This window comes from Nocardia gamkensis NBRC 108242 (assembly GCF_001612985.1).
GTDB lineage: Bacteria > Actinomycetota > Actinomycetes > Mycobacteriales > Mycobacteriaceae > Nocardia > Nocardia gamkensis.
In genome coordinates this window covers 13,186-29,754 of the sequence record NZ_BDBM01000022.1, presented here as the reverse complement: position 1 = coordinate 29,754, position 16,569 = coordinate 13,186, and the positions used below count along the sequence as shown (strand labels likewise).

Genomic DNA, 16,569 nt, shown 5'->3' with positions numbered 1-16,569 from the left:
ATCGTCGTCCGGAGAACCCCTGGCGGCGGACCGCGAGTACGGCCCGGCTCCCCCGGTGATCGCCGAATCCGCCGCTCGACCGGCCGATAGCGCGAACCGCCTCGGTATCGGCCGCGTTTGGCCGAGCATGCAGCGGGTAAGCCGCGCTCTGCATCCCGGACCAGCTCCCTCATCGATCGGACGGAAAGCATGTCCGAAAAAGACACTCCGGACGACGAACGTCCGGCACGCGATACCGCCGACGCCGGCCACCGCGGCGACATCGCGCAACCCCACGGCGCCGGCGAAACCGGTCCGATCGTCGCCGCCGAGGCCGAAGCCGCGCGGGCGCGCAGTGCGGAATTTCCGCTCGGCCGGCCCGGACGCCGGTTCGATCGGCGCTCGCCGTTCATGGTCGGGATGACCGGAGCCGCCGGTGTCGCGCTGACCTACGCCGCCATTCGCACCGTGCTCGCCGCCGGAGCGACGCTGATCCTGATCGTGGTGGCGTTGTTCCTGGCCATCGGAATGGAGCCGCTGGTGTCGCGGCTGGTACGGCCCCGGTTCCCGCGCTGGGCGGCGGTGACCACCGTCTACCTCGTCGGGCTCGGGCTGTTCGCAGGCTTCCTCGCCGCGGCGATACCACCGCTGATCACCCAAGGTGAGGCGCTCACCCACAACGCGCCGCACTACGTCACCCATCTCGCCGACCGCTATCCCCTCATCCGCACCCTCGACGAGCGATTCCACCTACAGCAGCGGTTGCAGCAGACGCTCGAATCGGACTCCTCCGGATTGACCACCGGAGTGCTGGACGCGGGGCGCGCGGTGTTCTCGATCGTCAGCGGCACGATCATCGTCGCCGTGCTCACCGCCTATTTCATGGCGAATTTCACGCAGGTGCGCGCTTCGGTCTACCGGCTCTTCCCGCGCTCCCGCCGTGCCCGCGCGATTCTGATCGGCGACGAGATCTTCGCCAAGGTCGGCGGCTACATCCTGGGCAACCTGGTGATCTCCCTGATCACCGCCGTCCTGACCGGCGTCTGGCTGCTGATCTTCGACGTGCCCTACCCGTTGCTGCTGGCGGTGCTGGTCGCCCTGCTCGACCTGATCCCCGTCGTCGGTTCCACCCTCGCCGGTGTGATCGTCGCGCTCGTCGCGTTGACCGTCTCTCTACCCGTCGCGGTGGCGACCGTGGTGTTCTTCATCGCGTTGCGCCTGGTCGAGGACTACGTTCTGGTGCCGCGCATCATCGGCCGCGCGGTGCACGTGCCCGCGCTCGTCACCGTGGTGGCGGTGCTGCTCGGGGGCGCGCTCCTGGGCATCATCGGCGCCTTGCTGGCGATTCCCGTCGCCGCGGCCGTGTTGCTGATCATGCGCGAGACCGTGCTGCCCTCGCTCGACGAGCGCTGACCGGGCGCGGTGTCATCACATCCGACGGAGCATGCGAATGACGGCTCGAGGGTGCGTCCAGCCGGAGACCTACTTGGCCGGGGGGATGAAGGGCTGGTTGACCGTGCTGAAGTACTGGACCAGGGCGGCGACGGCGACGGGCGCGGTGATGAACAGTTGTCCGGCGAGCGTGCCAAGGGCGCCGACTGCCAGGATGCCGCCCAGGCAGCCGACGGCCGCGGCCGGAATGAACGGACCGAACATACCCACTATCGTCGCGGCCGCGACCGTGGCGCCCGCGATGCCACCGAGCACACATCCGACGAGGCCACCGCCCAGGCCGCCGACGACGGTGCCGATCGCGGCACCCGTCGCGATGGTGTCCTTCAGCCGGGTGAACGCCGCGACTTCGCGCTCGTACGGCGTCCTCCAGTGTGCCGAGTCCTCGAAGGGAAGGGCGACGGGCCGGTACGTGGCGTGCTCGAGGTCGAACAGTGGTGTGAGCGTTGCGGTCCGGCCGCTGATGTCGGCCGCGATCGGGAAGACGAAATCGTCGACACGGAATTCCAGGGGCGTGCCCGCCAGTAGTGTGCCGTCGGTCGCCTCGATCTCGAAGACCCCGTTCTCGGCCTGCAAGGAGCCCGAGTCGATCTGGACGACCACGCCCTCGGCGGAGGTGGTGGCGGTGTAGTTGACGACTTCCGAACCGGCGTCCGGAGCCGCGGCGACGGCATGTCCGGCCGGGACGCAGGCAATCGCGACTGCGAGCGTCGATACCGTGGCGATCTTGCGCAAAACCATGTCTGGGGATCCTCGTCCTTCGCTGTGCTGCCGTCAGTCCTGTTTCACCGTGCCGAGGACGGCCCCGCTGGTCGCGTCGATCGTCACCTCGTGCTCGATGCCGTCGGGCGTGCGAAGCTCGACCTCCCACACCGTCGTCGGTCCCTCGGCGTCGAGTTCGGCGGAGACCACGGTGCTACCGGGCACGGCTCGGAGCGCCTCGTCGACGGCTTGCTGCCTGCCGATCGCGGGAGCCGCGGTGAGTTCCCAGTCGTGATCGGACAGATAGGCGGCGACGCGGTGCCCGCCGGGCGCCTGATCATCGGTGGCGGCGTACAGCGCCACGGGCCCACCGACGAGGACAGCGGCGACAACGGCGCCTGCGAGGAGCCCGCGCCGACCGGACAGTGCCCGGCGAACAGTGGCCTTCATCCTGAAACCTCCTATGCGAGTTGTGATCCGAAGATGCGGATCACCTTCGCAGGCAGCGGCTTAAGGCAGCCTGAAGTCACCTGAAAACCGTTTCAGGAATGGCGAATTGCGGTTTTTCCCGCCATTGCCGGACCGCCGGAGTTAAGGTCGGTCTCGGGTCGGGGTTTCCGGGGGTTTTCGCATTCGTCTCCGTCGGTCAGTCCCGGCGCAGCCCGCGTCGGCCGTGCCCGCTGCTCAGCCGACGCCGAGGCGCGAGGGTGGGTGCGCTCGATCCCCTCCGACTGCACCCACCTTCCCGAATCGCCTCCGCGCGAGGTACCGGGCGGCCGCACCATCCGGTGTCGCGTTCCTCCTCGACCCTTACGGGGGCGCGTCAGTCCTTCCGGTCGTGCAAGGCTTCGACCAGATCGGCCACGTCCGCCGCGTTCGGCGCGTATCCCGGGAAATAGCAGCACACCTCCTCGATTCCGGCGCCGAAGCGGGTGCGGATCTGCGCGGCGCACTCCTCCGGTGTGCCCGCCACCCCGATAGTGCGCACCATCTCGTCGGTCACCAGCGCCCGCATCTCGGCGAAACCGCCTGTCTTGGACAGCGCGTTGAGCGTGGAGTGCAGTTGTTCCCAGCCCTCGACCTCGAGCACGGGACGATAGGCCGGGGTGGACCCGTAGAACGCGATCAGGGAGCCCACCCCGTCCATCGCGGCGGTCAGCGCTTCCTCCGTGCGTCCGAGTGCGACCATCACCTGCGCGATCACCGGGAACCCGTCCGGGGTCCGGCCGGACCGGCGCAGGCCCTCGGCGATGGCGGGCAGGGTGCGCTCGGTGAAGTGACGTTCGCTGTTGAACGGCATCACCAGCAGTCCGTCGGCGACCTCGGCGGCCTTGCGGGTCATCACCGGTCCGAGCGCGCCCATCAGCACCGGCGGAGGACCGAAGGGGTTCGGTCCGGGATCGAACGTGGGCGGCAGCAAAGTGTGCGTGTAGTGCTTGCCGCGGAAGTTCAACGGCGCCCGGCCTTCCCACGCGGCGAAGATGGCCCGCACCGCCGCCACGCTCTCCGCGGTACGTTCCGCGGGCGCGCCCCACGTGCTGCCGTAGCGCTTTTCGATGTGGGCGCGGATCTGTGAGCCCAACCCCAGCCGGAACCGTCCCTCGCTGTAGACCTGCAGGTCGTAGGCCGCGTGCGCCAGGTGCATCGGGCTGCGCGGTCCGGCGATCGCCACGTTCGTCATCAATTCCAGCGAAGTCGCGCCTGCCGCGACGACGAGGGGGAAGAACACGTCGTGTGGGCCCTCGAAGGTGAACAGGCCGTCTGCCCCGGTCTCGGCCAGCTCCCGCGCGTCGGTCGCGACCTGCCGTGGCGCTCCGGTGACCTGTAGGTGGACCTTCACTTCGACCTCCGTCGGTCATCGGCGCGCCACGCCTTCCGCGACACGACGACCCCATCGTATGGACAGCACTCCGTGCATGTGTCCAGTCCGACGGGAATCCGCCGCCGCGCGCCGCGGACCGGGCTATGGACCGACCGGCGCCGGGCTCCCGGGATTGACGTGCCGCGGAGTCCTCGCGAGCCCGGTATTCCGCGATGCCACGGCGGGTTCGAGCGCGGTCACAGACCGGGGAGCCGGTTCTCCCGCAGCGTGACCACGACCACGATGTCTCCATAGGGAGCCGCGCCCATGGCCAGTCTGTGCGCGAGGCGCGCCAAGCCGACCCGTCTTCCGTATTTGGTGTCCATGCCGGTCCGCACCTGGTCCACCAGCGGTCCGATCCGCAGCAGTTCGGCCATACCTTGGTGCTGGCGCGACCCGAGAGCCGGCTCGCCGTGCCAGTCCCCCGCCTGCACGATGACCCGGCGGTCGCGTGCCAGGTGCCCGGCCTCGCTCGAATGCGAGGAGATCCGGAAGGCCAGGCGTCCGTTTTCGACCGGTAACACCAAGTGCGGCACGGTATTCCAGTGTCCGGATGCCTCCGGCCGCGGGTAGGTCACCCGCACTGTGCTCGCGTCCCACCAGAGCATTCCCGGCTGCCATTCGCTGGGACGGTCCGGTACGGCGAGGACGCGATGCGCCGCCGGGAACGGGTTGTCTCGACGTGGGGTGTATCCGTGGACTCTGCTGCCGAGCAAGGAGCCGCCGTGCGCTGGATAGGTCATGCGTGGGAACCTCCGAGATGGGTGCGGGTGGGGATTGCCGATCCGATCTCCGTACTGCGATCGGCGCCCATGGCGCCGTGGCGATGGCGTCCAGGCCCGACGCCTGGCCACCGATTGTGATCGTAAGAAAATCTACCTAGGTAATCACAGATTTTGTGTACCACCGGCCTCATGGTGCGTGCAAGGACATGGTCGTGTCGCCGATCATCATGCTCCGCGCCGGGCCGGAAAGGCCTCACGACCGTTCGGTTCGGAGCGGCGGGCCCGGATCGCGTTCACGGCCGCGAACAGCACTCCGATACCGATCAGGAGGCCACCCCGCAACCACACCTCACCGTCGATCCGGGTGAACAGGAACAGACAGGAGGCCAGCCCGAGCCAAGGCACGACGCCGGGCACCCGGAAGTGCTCCGCTTCGTCGCCCTCGCGCCGCAGGATCAGCACCGACAGATTGACCGCCGCGAAAACGACGAGCAGCAACAACACCAGCGTCTCCGCGAGCGAGGCCACCTCCCCGGTCAGCGCGAGCAGCAACGACACCGCCGCCGTGACGCCGATCGCCACCCACGGCGTCCGGCGGCCCGGCAGGATCCGGCCCAGCGCCCGCGGAAGCAGGCCCTCGCGAGCCATGCCATAGGCCAATCGCGAGGACATGATGCCGGTCAGCAGGGCGCCGTTCGCCACGGCCACCAAGGCGACCACCGCGAACACCTTGTCCGGTACGCCTCCGGCCAAGCGCACCACCTCGAGCAGCGGACCGCTCGAGTTCGCCAGCCGATCGGTGGGCATCGCGGCACCGGCCACCACCCCGATCAGCAAGTACACGCCACCGGCGGTGAGCAACGCGCCGAAGAGCGCGCGTGGATAGGACCTGCGCGGGTCGGCGACTTCCTCCGCCAGATTCACCGAGGTCTCGAACCCGACGAACGAGTAGAAGGCCAGGACGGCACCCGCGAGAGTCGCGCCGACAACACCCTGCTCCGCTGTCCCCACCTCGGTGAGCCGGCCCGGATCGGCGTCCCCCCGAACCATCACCCACGCGCCGAGCCCGATGACCAGCACGAGCCCGCCGAGTTCGACCAGCGTAGCGGCGACGTTGGCGCCCAGCGACTCTTTGATCCCGGAGACGTTGAGCAGTGCCAACGCGGTGAGGAACACCACCACGACGAGCGCGGTGGGCAGACTCACCAAGGCGCGCAGATAATCTGCGGCGAACGCCCTGCTCAGCGCCGCCACCGACACGACGCCCGCCGCGAGCATGCAGAACCCGACGAGCGACCCGGCCGCAGGCCCGAGCGCACGGCCCGCGTAATGGGCCGAGCCGCCCGCCTTCGGATACTTGGTCGCCAACTCGGCGTACGAACCGGCGGTGAGGCAGGCGAGACCGAGCGCCACCAGCAGCGGCAACCAGATCGCGCCGCCGGACTCCCGTGCGATGGCCCCGACAAGCACGTAGACGCCCGCACCCAGGATGTCACCGAGGATGAAGAAGAACAGCAGGCGCGTGCTGACCGCCCGTCGCAAAGAATCCACCACAGAGCGGCGGATACCCGCGTTACCGGCGCTGAAGCTCCCGCTGACGGCGCCCTGTCGCGATGATCCTCACACCGTTGTCGCGCCGGGGCAGATCGAACAGATCCCTCCCGCCGCGACACCGAGACCGTAGTGGTGACCGCAGGTGCACTCGCCCCGCCCACGCCGCCATCGACCGCGCCTGTGCCCGCAATGGCTCGCTGCGCCACAACGCCGCACCATCGAAACCGGAGGAGGGCGGCCGGTGCGTGGACGCCGAATGCGCGTGTACGACGCGCGAGTGTGGCTCGTGAGGCGGTTCACGCGCTGCCGTGCCGGTCGTGGCGCATATCGATTCCGCACCGGGGAAAACCGATTCGGTGACGAACAACGCGCCATCGGGACCGGCGCCGACGGTCCCGATCTCGAAGAGAACGGGCAGTTTCCAATTCTGGTTCGCCGACCAACGCTGGACATGGTCGGACGAGGTCGCGGCCCTGCATGGTTACGCGCCGGGTGAGGTGACGCCCACCACGGAATTGCTCTTGGCCCACAAACATCCCGACGATCGAGCCGAGGTCGCCGACACCCTGGCGACGGCGGTGCAAACGGGGCTGCCGTTCAGCGGCCGCCACCGCATCATCGATACCGCGGGAATCGTGCACCACGTGCTGGTGGTGGGAGATCAGATGCGTGATTCCACCGGTGCGGTGGTCGGTACGGCCGGGTTCTATATCGATGTCACCGACACCGTCGACGAGGAACGCCAGGAAGTCATCGACGGGACCCTGCCGGAAATGGTGGCCGCTCGTGAAGTGATCGAGCAGGCCAAGGGCGCCTTGATGCTGGTGTACGGGATCTCGGCCGAACAGGCGTTCCGCGTGCTGACCTGGCGCTCGCAGGAGACGAATACGAAATTGCGCGTGGTGGCCGAGCAGCTGGTTGCCGCGCTGATCGAATTCGGTGGCGCCGGGGTGCAGACGCGTACCCGCTTCGACCACGTGCTGCTCACCGTGCATGAACGCCCGATCCGAGACCACCGCCGACATGATCGCGCCGGTCATAACCACCCCGCCCGATTGAAATTGACCGGGGCGGGTAGATCGAAGCAACACGGAAAGGGGTTTGTCATGGCACGCGAGAAAGACAAGGACGACCAGAACAGCGGCGAGCCCAAAGGAGGCAGGCCGGGCCCGACCGATCAGGACCGCCACGGCGGAATGGCGACCCGGGAGATAGCCCCGGAACTGACCACCGATGAGGCGCAAGAACCGCCGGACTGATTTTCTCGACCTCGGACAGCGGTACCGGAGCAGGCCGTTACGAAAGCGTGCGCAGGCCCGAATTGCCCGAAGCCTGTGTGAACCAACAGTCCGTGTCAACCAAGCGAGCCCCGCACCGGTCTGCATCGGTTCGGGGCTCGCTCGGGGGTATTCGTGCCTGTCCACCGATCGCTCGGTAGCTTGACCACACGAATGTACCGGGTAGCACGCGATATCGCCAAATCCGAGTCCCGCAGCGGCCGAATGGTTTAGCTGCCCGACCTCAGATGAGGTTCTTCTGCTTGCGGATGCGCCGTCGCAGGTCGACCATCAGCCCGTGCGATCCGCCGTGGCGGATGAAGCGCGGAATGAAGCGGTTGACGAAGGATACGAACACGAACAAGTTCTCGAAGCGCCGCTGGTCGGCGGCGGTCCATTCCACCCGCAGTTGTTCCCGGAAGATCGGGGCCAGGAATCCGATGGTGAGAAACCGGAGCAGGTTGCGGAAAGGCAGCCGTAGATACCAGTGGATCATGCGCAGCTCGAGCAAGTTCCCGAGGTAGTCCCGGACATAGTCGTCCAGCACGACCTGCTCGCACGCGGTGTTCCAATATTCGTCGAATTCGGCTCTGGTGGCGGGCCACATGTCCTCGGTCACCTGCAGGGTGGTGCCCAGGGTCGAGGATGAGGCATAGAACGCTTCGGCCTGCTCGTCGTTCATTCTTCCGTGCAACAGCTGGTAGGTGTCCTCGAAGCCGATGTAAAGACAAGCGGCCACCCACAATTGGAGGTTGCGGTCGAAGGCGTTGTACTTGACCGGCGCTCCCGGCGCCGATTGCACTTGCCGGTGAGCCACATTCACCGCTTCGCGATAGGCCTTACGCTCTTCCTCGGTGCCGAGGATGGCGACTGCGAGATATTGCGTCGTCGTACGCGCGCGTTTCCACGGATGCTTCATCAGCGATCCGGATTCCACTTTGCTCTCGGCCACCCCGTAACCCACACCCGGCCGGGCCATCTGCATGACGACGTTCGCCGCGGCGCCCGCGAAGGACCAGAAGTCGAGAGCGTCGGTGAGCGCGAGGGGCCGCTTGGTGAACGGTTGATGCGTGACGCTGATACCGATCCGGGTGCGGTCCTTGGTCAGCGGCACACCGTGGTCGCGATCGGATCGAGGAGCCACTGCGGTCATCGGAATGTCCTTCCATCTGCGTTCGCACGTCGCGCGACCAGGTGAATCAGTCGCACCGACCCCAGTCGAACACCGGACCGTGCATTTATGTTACTGATCATTCTACTGATTTAGCGGCAAGTATCAACAGTAAAAAAACCGGGTTGTACGGCTGTTTTATTCGCAGATCTGGGAAATATATGTGGTCGATTGTTCTTGTGTGGATCGGAACGGGCAACCGTCCGGGTCCCTCTGCGGTCATACCGCGAAGCCGGGTTCCACACGAGCCCGGCCCCCGCGGTCAGGGCTGCGGCGGCAAGGCCAACGGCGAGTTGACCTTGTTCACCAACCACCGGTCACCGACCTTCTCCAGGCGCATCACCATCGAGAGCTGTCCCGGGGCGGGCTTGCCCTTGGTGCCGAGACTGGTGATGGTCTGGCCGATGATCACGATCGCTTCCGCGGAGTGCTCGTCACCGGCGCGGATCGCGCACTGCACGTCGCGCGTGGCCGAGGTGACCTGGCCTTGGCCGAGGACCTCACGGAGTTCGGCGCTGGTGGACTCGAACTGTTTCTTCCAGTCACCGGTGGCGCCGTCACCGACGGCGGCGAAGTAGGCGTCGAGGTTCTTCGAGTCGTAGTTGGCCAGGACGGGCGCGTAACGGCAGGCCGCGGCGCGCGCGTCCTCCTGCGCCGCCAGCAGGTCCTTGCTGTTGTCGTTCTGGATGTACCAATAGCAGGCGCAGGCCACCGACACGCCCACGAGGATCGCGGCAGCCGAGCGCAGCGCGATCGACCCCGGACGCCCGATCGGCAGACGGCGCAGTCGATTCCAACGACCGGCGGATGCCGCGGCGCCCGTTTCGGGTTCCGTGCCGCCGTCCCCCCGCTCAGCGGTCGTGTCCTCGGAGCCGGCTTTCACCGCCTCGGCAGCGCGCTCTTCCGATCGGCTCGCGCGCGGCTCGGCTTCGGCGGTCGGCTCGGCGTCTTCACTCTTCATCGGGATCTCCTAGTTGCCGGGGACGGGGCGCGACAGCTCGTCGCCGGTGACGCCGGGCGGTCGGGTCGACCCGTTGTCCGGGATGTCGGGACGTGGCGCATTCGCCGAACCGCGTACCTGCAGGGCGGGATCGCTGGTGACGCAGTAGTTGTAGAGCCGGATCCGGGTGTCGGTCATCTTGTCCGTGGGCACGACGGGGATGGTGTCGTACTCGCAGGTGGGGCGCGGCCAGATGTCGACCAGCGTGTAGAAGGCGTTGTCGTGGGCGGGTATGCCCAGCGCCTCCGAGCCGACCCGCAGCGCCGGGAACAGGGCCGAGATGGCCGGTGCGCGCAGCTTGGCGGCCTTGGTGATCGCGACGAAGTTCGTGACCAGGTCGGTGAGGGGGTCCTGGGTGCGGGAGACGAAACCGCCGAGGGTACGGAGCTGGACCGGCCCTTCGTCCAGGAGGTGACGCACCTCTCGGTCGGCCGCGGTCAGCTGCTCGAACAGCACACCGCCCGTGCGAGTGAGTGTCGCGAGGTCCGGCTGCGCATGCGAGGTCGTCTCCGCGATCACCTCGAGGTTCTCGATCAACTGCCTTGTCTGCGGAAGCAGTTCGGTCAACCCGGCCATGGCACGGCTGATGCCCGACACCATGTTCCGCAACTGGTCGGGACCGCCTGCCAAGGCCTTGTCGAGTTCATCGACGATGATGTTCAGCCGGTCCGGGTTCATGCCGCCGATGAGGCCGCTGAGGTTGGTGAGCACCGACTGCACCGTCACCGGGACGGTGGTCTGGGAGCGTTCCACCAACGCCCCGTCGGTGAGGTAGGGACCGGTATCGGAGTCCGGGCGGAAGTCCAGGTACTGCTCGCCCGCCGCCGACAACCGGCCGACGGCGACCGTGCCGCCCACCGGGATCTTCGCCGAGGAGTCGATCTCGGCGACGGCCGCGACGCCGCTGCCCGCGACTTTCACCTCACGCACCTTTCCCACCCTGGTGCCGCGGAAGGTGACGTCGTTGCCTGCCGACAATCCGCCCGACGACTGGAGTTCCACCGTCACCGCGTAGTTGCTCGGCAGCGGATTGATCCGCAGGACTTCCGCGCCGAGGTAGACCGCGCCGAGAACCAGCACCACGACCAATCCCAGATTGGCGAGCGCGACGCGGTGCCGTACGAGCCACTGCCACAGAGGAGGATTCATCGTTCTCCCCCTTGCCGCGGCTGTTGCGGAGGACTGGTGACCCGTCCGATCACCTTCTCGATGACCTGCGCCAAGCTGCCGATGAACGCGGGCACGTCGCCGATCTCGGGCAACCTGCTTCCGCTGGGATCGGTCAAGGCGCCGACACTGAGATAGGACACCGTCGCGGCGACAGCCAAGGCGGGGCCGTCCAGGCTCGCCATCAACGACGGGTACAGGGTGTGCAGGCCGTCCAAGGTTCCCCCCAGGTCGTCACCCATCTGGGTGAAGCCCGACATCAATCGCTGGATGCTGTCGAACAGGCTGACGGCTTGGGGGCCGGTGGTCTCGGTGAAATCGCCGAGCGCGGTCATCGTCGTCGACACTTTGTCGAGCAGGTCGACGATGGACTGGTTGTTCTCGGCGAACAGCGCCAACAACGCCGGAAACGTGTCGGCGGCGGCGCCCAGTTCGGCTTTACGTCCGGCCAATTCGCCGGTCAGCACGTTGAGGCCGGTCAGGGTGTTGTCGATGTCTCCGGTTCGCTGGTTCAGCGCGGCGATGACGGCGGTCATCTCGCTGATCAAGTGCGCCAGCTGCGGGGCGCGACCGGCGAACATCGAATCCATCTCGGAGGTGATCTTCGCGGCCTGATTGATGCCGCCGCCGTTGATGAGCATCGAGACCGACATCATCAGCTGCTCGACGGACGCGGCGGCCGAGGTGTGCTCCGTGCCGATGATGTCACCGGCGCGCAGATTCGCACCCTCCGCTGCCGCCGCGGGCAATGTCATCGCGACGAAGATGTCTCCGAGCGGCGTCGCCTGACGCAGTTCGGCGGTGGTGCCCCGTGGGAGCTCGATATCCTCCCTGATCAGCATTTCCACCTCCGCGATGAAGTTGGTCGTGCTGATCGCCGTGACGACTCCGATGTCGGTCCCACCGATCTTCACGTGCGCGTGATCGGGCAGGTTCAGCGCGTCACGGAATGCCGCGCGAATCGTGTAGCCCGGGGCGCCGATGCCGGGTTTGGGCATCGGCAGACTGGACACCGTCATGGTGCAGCCGGTGGCCGTGCTCACCGTCGCGACCAGCGCTGCCGCCATCGCGGTGCGTCGAAGCCCATGCGTACCGATCATTTCGTGATCCCCAGAAGTGCTGCGGTGAGGCCGAAGTCGGGCCCGAAGTCCTGGATCTTCCCGGTACGGCAGCCGTCGAGGCGCATTTGGATCCGCTCGCAGAACTGCGACACGACTTCGTTGTCGAGCAGGACCTTGTCGGTCAGCGCGTGCAGGCGCAGCGCTTGATGCTCCCGGCTGACGGAGTTGGACAGGTTCTCGAACAGCAGTGGTCCGATGTCGACGATCTCGGTGAGTCCGCGGGCGTTGGCGCGCATCTGCTCGGTGATCGTCGTGAATCGCTCCAGCGCACCGGCGAGCTGATCGGAGTTCTCGCCCACCAGGCTGCCGGTGTTGGTGACGAACTGGTCCAGCTGTTGCAGTACCGCCTGCAGGCCCGGCGCCTGGTCACCCATCAGCTGCACCAGCTCGGTGAGGCGGCCGCTGAAATCGCGTACCGTCTGGTCGTTCTGGGCGATGATCTGGGTGATCTCGTTGAGTTTGATGATGGTGTTCGAGATCTGGTCCTTGTTGGCGAAGGTCACCTCGAAGGCCGACGACAGTGCGTCCAATGTCTCGCGCAGTCGGTCGCCGCTGCCGTCCAGGAGCGGGAACAGGACCCGGCTTGCCATGGGGCCGTTCTCGTTGTCGCCCTTCAGGGCCGCGCCGAGCTGGTCGAAGTTCTGCAGGATGCGGTCGAGCTCGACGGGTGTCCGAGTCCTGGCCAGCGGGATGTGCGCGCCGTCGGCCAGGGTCGGTCCGTCGCCGCCGTAGGCGGGCGCCAGCTCGACATGGCGGTTGGTGATCAGCTGCGGCGACACCAGGGCGGCGATGGCATCGGCCGGGATCTTCGTTCCCTTCTCCAAGCTCATGGTGACCTGGACGTAGCTGCCCTTGGCCGTCACGGTGTCGACCCGGCCGACCGGAACGCCCAGCACCGCGACCTCGTTGCCCGCGTAGAGCCCGGCGACATTCTCGAAGTCGGCGCTGATGCGCACGTGCTCGCCGAGGTACTGCCTGGGCAGCGAGGTCAGGCTGTCCGGTACCAGCGCGCAACTCGCGGTGACCAGCGCGGCCACGATCAGCCCGCCGATCTGGGCGAATTGTCGTGTTCTCATCAGTTGCACCCCTGTACGGCTCGAGCGAAACACAGCCAGTTGTCCGGGAAGAACCACGGCGCCCACACGTCGCCGTACGGGCCGTTGCCGACGGCGTTGTTGAACTGCCGCAGGGCGATGGGCATGTTCTCGTAGAGGCGGTCCAGGTTGTCGCGGTTCTTCTCCAGGCCCTCCGACATGGTGTTCAGATCGTGGATCAGAGGCGCGAGCTGTCCGTTGTTCTCCAGACCCATCTGCTGCAGCAATCTCGACAGGGCCGCGACGTTGTCGAGCAATCGCCTCAGCAGATCCTGCCGCTGCCGTACGGCATTGCCGATCGCTTCTCCGCGGGTCAGCAACAGCAGCACGCTGTTCTGGTTGTCGGAGACGAGCTGGGACACCTGGTCCATGCTCTTCAGCAGCGAATCCACCTCGTCCCGGCGATCGGTGACGACCTTGGCGAGCGCACCGATACTGTCGAGCGCCTGGACAGCCAACTGCGGGGAATCCCCCATCTGCTGGTCGACCAGATCCAGCGCCTGGCGAAGCTTCTGCGGATCGATGCGCTCGATGCGCTCGAACGAGTTCTTGTATTTCGGGTCCTGGATGACCTTGCTCAGGTTGTAGGGCACCGAGGTGTTCTCGATCCGGATGCGGTTGCCCGGGAGTCCTTTTCCATCGCCCGGCACCAAGTCCACGTGCAATCGGCCGAGGATCGTCGACATCTTGATGGCCGCGCGCGCATCCGGCCCCAAGCGCAGATCGCGGCGGACCTTCAGATCCACCAGGACCTTGGTGCCCTCGAGGCGAACGGAGTGCACCTGGCCGACCTCGATTCCGGATACGTCGACCGTCGCGCCGGGACGCAGACCGGCGGCCTGGGCGAATTCGACGTGGACGGTCTTGTCTCCCAGCCGGGCCTGAGTCAAGACACTCGATCCGATCAGCAGCGCCGCCACCGTGGCCGCCGCGATCAGCCCGAGCCGCAGATATCGATTCCGCAGGAATCCCGGCGCTGGAATGCTTTTGATCATCGGCACACCTCCGAATGCGAGTTGCCGCCCACCTGGGAGAACAGTCCGGGAGGCAACAGCACACCCCAAAGGGACACGTCCAGGCTGCACAGGTAGGCGTTTCCGTAGGCGCCGTTGCTGGTGAAGCGGGCGACGCCGTTGAGGACGGCGGGCAGTTCGACCGCGGCGCGGTCCAGCGAGGCGCCGTTGAGCAGCAGCAACGCGACACCCGTCGTGGCGTCGTTCTGCGCCTTCGCCAGGCCGGGCTCGACCTGCATGATCAGCCCGGTCAGTGCGTCGGTCGTGTCGGCTACCCGGTCGACCGAGTGCTTCAGACTCTCTCCTTGCGAGTAGAGGGCCTCCACCAGCGCCCTTGCCTGCGTGAGCAGGGTCTCGAGCTCGCCGCTGCGATGGGCGAGACCACCGATCACCGAGCTCAGATTGCCCAAGACCTCCCCCAGGATCTTGTCGCGCTGCCCGAAGGTGCCCGCGAGCTGGGATGCTTGCACGATCAGGTTGCCGAGGGACACCTGATTGCCCTGAAGGGCCTGGATCAGCGTTTCGGACAGGGAGTTGACCTGGTCCGGTTGCAGCACGCTGAACAGCGGTTCGAATCCGGACAGGAGCGCGGACACGTCGAACGACGGCTCGGTTCGCTCCAAGGGAATGCGGGTCCCCGGGGCGACCACGGTGCCCGCTTCCTTGCCCGGCGCCAGGGCGATATAGCGCTGCCCGATCAGGTTCTGGTAGCGCACCAGCGCCTTGGTCGTAGTGGTCAGATGCTGGCGTTCATCGATCCGGAAATCGACCTGGGCACGGTAGCCGTCGGTGAAATCGATCTTGTCCACGCGGCCGACCCGCACGCCTGCCACACGTACGTCGTCGCCGACGCGCAGCCCCAGCACATCGGAGAAGATCGCCGAATAGCGATGGGTGTCGCCCTCGACCGACCGCTGCAAGGTGGACCAGATGGTGAAGGTGAGCGCGACCGCGACCACCGCGAACAGACTGAATCCCGCAAGGGCCTTGGCTGATTTCATTTACCCGGCCCTTCGTCGTCGGCGGCTACGGTGACCGATCCGCCGGCCAGCACCGGGCTCAGCAGCAGGTACTGCGCCACGGTGGGCCGCGTTCCGACGATCGCCGCCACGGCATCGGATCCGCGCAGCGCGATCGGCTTCGCGGTGGTGCCGGGCTCCTGCGTGCCGGGCTCCGTCGGTGCGACGGCACTCGGCGTCGGCGAGAGACCCGGGATGGACGGCAGACCCGGAATGAAGGGAAGACCGGGAATCGCGGGCAGGCTCGGAAGCACCAGCCCCATGGCACCCAGTGGCGCGGGCGCGGCCGGTACCGGTGCGGGCCCTGCCGCATCGAGCCACTTCGGCGTCAATTGCGGCGGATAGTTCTGCTCCGGTGCCACCTCCGGGACGGAGGCTCCGCCGCAGCGGGGACCGTACTGGTCACCGTAGTGCGGGCAGTCCTTCGCCGTGTACTGCTGGAAGGGCGTGAACGAGACATCCATCTTCCACACCATCTGTCTGGCCGGGCCGAAGTGGAACGTGGTGGCCAGCCGTCGCAGTGCCACGTTGAGGTTCGCGGCGGTGTAGGGAATGGCTTCCGGATCCTTGGCCAGACCACCGAACAGATCGTCCAGTCCGGAGACGAGGAACTTGCCCGCGTCGGGATTACGCGCGAACAGCGCGTTGACCGTTTCGACCGTCGCGTTTCCGGTGGCCAGCAGGTCGATTAGTTTCGCTCGCCGTTCGGCCAGCGTCCGCGCGGTGGTCACCGACTCCGACAACACCCCGACCAGTTCGGGAGCCGACTGGCTCAACGCGATCGACGCCCGCCCGAGATCCCCGAACAGCGCGTCGACGCCGGGAGTCGCCCTGATCTCGGTCAGCCAGTTGTCCAGGCGCTCTATCGTCGAGCCGGGTACGCGCGCCGAGGGATCCAGCGCCGCCGAGAGGGTGGCCAGCACGCGGCCCAGCTTCTCGGGCTGGATGTTGTCGAGCACGTTGCGCAGCACGTTCAACGTGGTCTGCAACGCCACCGTCTCGCTGCCGGTGTCCTCCGGAATCGTCGCACCGGCGCGCAGCGTCTTCGGTTCCGGCCCGTTGTCGACGAGTTCGATCGCCGTGACGCCGAACAGATTGTTCGGAATCACCCGGGCGGTCACATTCACCGGAATGGTCTCGGCCACACCGGGCTTCAGATCCACGCTCGCCTGCTGCCTGGCGCCACGGGCCACCACGTCCACCGCGGCCACCCGGCCCACGACCATGCCGCGGAACTTGACGTCCGCCCGGCCCGGCAAGCCGTCGCCGGTACTGGTGAGCACGATGGTCACCGGCACCTTGTCCTCGAAGTAGCCGGTGTAGCGCAGCGCCAGCAGGTACAGCAGAACCGCGGCCGTGGTCAGCACCGCCAGCCCGGCGAGGGTCAACTGCTTCGCGCTCGGTCCGCGGCCACTGGGGTCCAGAATCATTGTC

General features: G+C 67.0%; 15 protein-coding genes. 2 read left to right on the top strand and 13 right to left on the bottom strand.

What is annotated here, in order from left to right:
* Window positions 1-189: 189 nt before the first annotated feature.
* The gene (locus NG1_RS19260; RefSeq protein WP_084499032.1) at window positions 190-1,392 is read left to right on the top strand and encodes an AI-2E family transporter; all 1,203 of its coding nucleotides are present in this window, start codon (window positions 190-192) and stop codon (window positions 1,390-1,392) included.
* Window positions 1,393-1,461: 69 nt separating this feature from the next.
* Here the strand turns inward: NG1_RS19260 and NG1_RS19255 are convergent, their stop codons facing one another.
* The 5 genes from NG1_RS19255 to NG1_RS19235 all read right to left on the bottom strand — a co-directional run bounded on the left by NG1_RS19255 (window position 1,462) and on the right by NG1_RS19235 (window position 6,273).
* A complete protein-coding gene (locus NG1_RS19255) occupies window positions 1,462-2,172 on the bottom strand; it encodes a DUF8020 domain-containing protein (protein WP_062972728.1) in 711 nt (236 codons plus the stop codon).
* A 33-nt stretch (window positions 2,173-2,205) separates the two neighbouring features.
* Window positions 2,206-2,583 carry a PepSY domain-containing protein gene (locus tag NG1_RS19250; protein ID WP_084499031.1) on the bottom strand — a complete coding sequence of 126 codons (378 nt, stop codon included), beginning with the start codon at window positions 2,581-2,583 and terminating at the stop codon, window positions 2,206-2,208.
* 373 nt (window positions 2,584-2,956) lie between these two features.
* The gene (locus NG1_RS19245) at window positions 2,957-3,973 is read right to left on the bottom strand and encodes a TIGR03617 family F420-dependent LLM class oxidoreductase (protein WP_062972726.1); all 1,017 of its coding nucleotides are present in this window, start codon (window positions 3,971-3,973) and stop codon (window positions 2,957-2,959) included.
* Between the two features lie 218 nt (window positions 3,974-4,191).
* Window positions 4,192-4,737, bottom strand: a complete 546-nt coding sequence (locus NG1_RS19240) for a hypothetical protein (RefSeq protein ID WP_062972724.1) — start codon at window positions 4,735-4,737, stop codon at window positions 4,192-4,194.
* A gap of 207 nt (window positions 4,738-4,944) precedes the next feature.
* Entirely contained in the window at window positions 4,945-6,273 is a 1,329-nt protein-coding gene (locus tag NG1_RS19235; protein ID WP_157114126.1) for an APC family permease, read from the bottom strand.
* Window positions 6,274-6,629: 356 nt separating this feature from the next.
* Between NG1_RS19235 and NG1_RS19230 the strand changes: the two genes are divergently transcribed.
* A complete protein-coding gene (locus NG1_RS19230; RefSeq protein ID WP_084499040.1) occupies window positions 6,630-7,532 on the top strand; it encodes a PAS and ANTAR domain-containing protein in 903 nt (300 codons plus the stop codon).
* 262 nt (window positions 7,533-7,794) lie between these two features.
* On the opposite strand, the gene NG1_RS19225 is transcribed toward NG1_RS19230, so the two are convergent.
* From NG1_RS19225 to NG1_RS19190, 8 genes are all read right to left on the bottom strand, one after another.
* Entirely contained in the window at window positions 7,795-8,703 is a 909-nt protein-coding gene (locus NG1_RS19225; protein WP_062972720.1) for an oxygenase MpaB family protein, read from the bottom strand.
* Window positions 8,704-8,983: 280 nt separating this feature from the next.
* Complete coding sequence (locus NG1_RS19220) at window positions 8,984-9,682, bottom strand: hypothetical protein (protein WP_062972718.1); 699 nt, start codon at window positions 9,680-9,682, stop codon at window positions 8,984-8,986.
* A gap of 9 nt (window positions 9,683-9,691) precedes the next feature.
* A complete protein-coding gene (locus tag NG1_RS19215; protein WP_062972716.1) occupies window positions 9,692-10,870 on the bottom strand; it encodes an MCE family protein in 1,179 nt (392 codons plus the stop codon).
* Window positions 10,867-11,988 (bottom strand): MCE family protein, encoded by a 1,122-nt coding sequence (locus tag NG1_RS19210; RefSeq protein ID WP_062972714.1) that lies wholly within the window; start codon window positions 11,986-11,988, stop codon window positions 10,867-10,869. Before NG1_RS19210 ends, NG1_RS19215 begins: the two co-directional genes overlap by 4 nt.
* Window positions 11,985-13,085, bottom strand: coding sequence for an MCE family protein (locus NG1_RS19205; RefSeq protein ID WP_062972712.1), 1,101 nt, complete (start codon window positions 13,083-13,085; stop codon window positions 11,985-11,987). Before NG1_RS19205 ends, NG1_RS19210 begins: the two co-directional genes overlap by 4 nt.
* Complete coding sequence (locus tag NG1_RS19200) at window positions 13,085-14,098, bottom strand: MlaD family protein (protein ID WP_062972873.1); 1,014 nt, start codon at window positions 14,096-14,098, stop codon at window positions 13,085-13,087. Before NG1_RS19200 ends, NG1_RS19205 begins: the two co-directional genes overlap by 1 nt.
* On the bottom strand, window positions 14,095-15,117 hold the full coding sequence (locus NG1_RS19195; protein WP_062972710.1) for an MCE family protein: 1,023 nt from the start codon (window positions 15,115-15,117) through the stop codon (window positions 14,095-14,097). The genes NG1_RS19200 and NG1_RS19195 overlap by 4 nt, the downstream gene beginning before the upstream one ends.
* A complete protein-coding gene (locus NG1_RS19190) occupies window positions 15,114-16,565 on the bottom strand; it encodes an MlaD family protein (protein WP_062972708.1) in 1,452 nt (483 codons plus the stop codon). Before NG1_RS19190 ends, NG1_RS19195 begins: the two co-directional genes overlap by 4 nt.
* Window positions 16,566-16,569: the final 4 nt, after the last annotated feature.

Bases quoted from the DNA above. Each gene is read 5' to 3' on its own strand.
- NG1_RS19260 (WP_084499032.1), top strand. From the start codon at position 190: ATGTCCGAAAAAGACACTCCGGACGACGAACGTCCGGCACGCGATACC.
- NG1_RS19255 (WP_062972728.1), bottom strand. From the start codon at position 2,172: ATGGTTTTGCGCAAGATCGCCACGGTATCGACGCTCGCAGTCGCGATT.
- NG1_RS19250 (WP_084499031.1), bottom strand. From the start codon at position 2,583: ATGAAGGCCACTGTTCGCCGGGCACTGTCCGGTCGGCGCGGGCTCCTC.
- NG1_RS19240 (WP_062972724.1), bottom strand. From the start codon at position 4,737: ATGACCTATCCAGCGCACGGCGGCTCCTTGCTCGGCAGCAGAGTCCAC.
- NG1_RS19225 (WP_062972720.1), bottom strand. From the start codon at position 8,703: ATGACCGCAGTGGCTCCTCGATCCGATCGCGACCACGGTGTGCCGCTG.
- NG1_RS19220 (WP_062972718.1), bottom strand. From the start codon at position 9,682: ATGAAGAGTGAAGACGCCGAGCCGACCGCCGAAGCCGAGCCGCGCGCG.
- NG1_RS19215 (WP_062972716.1), bottom strand. From the start codon at position 10,870: ATGAATCCTCCTCTGTGGCAGTGGCTCGTACGGCACCGCGTCGCGCTC.
- NG1_RS19210 (WP_062972714.1), bottom strand. From the start codon at position 11,988: ATGATCGGTACGCATGGGCTTCGACGCACCGCGATGGCGGCAGCGCTG.
- NG1_RS19205 (WP_062972712.1), bottom strand. From the start codon at position 13,085: ATGAGAACACGACAATTCGCCCAGATCGGCGGGCTGATCGTGGCCGCG.
- NG1_RS19200 (WP_062972873.1), bottom strand. From the start codon at position 14,098: ATGATCAAAAGCATTCCAGCGCCGGGATTCCTGCGGAATCGATATCTG.
- NG1_RS19195 (WP_062972710.1), bottom strand. From the start codon at position 15,117: ATGAAATCAGCCAAGGCCCTTGCGGGATTCAGTCTGTTCGCGGTGGTC.
- NG1_RS19190 (WP_062972708.1), bottom strand. From the start codon at position 16,565: ATGATTCTGGACCCCAGTGGCCGCGGACCGAGCGCGAAGCAGTTGACC.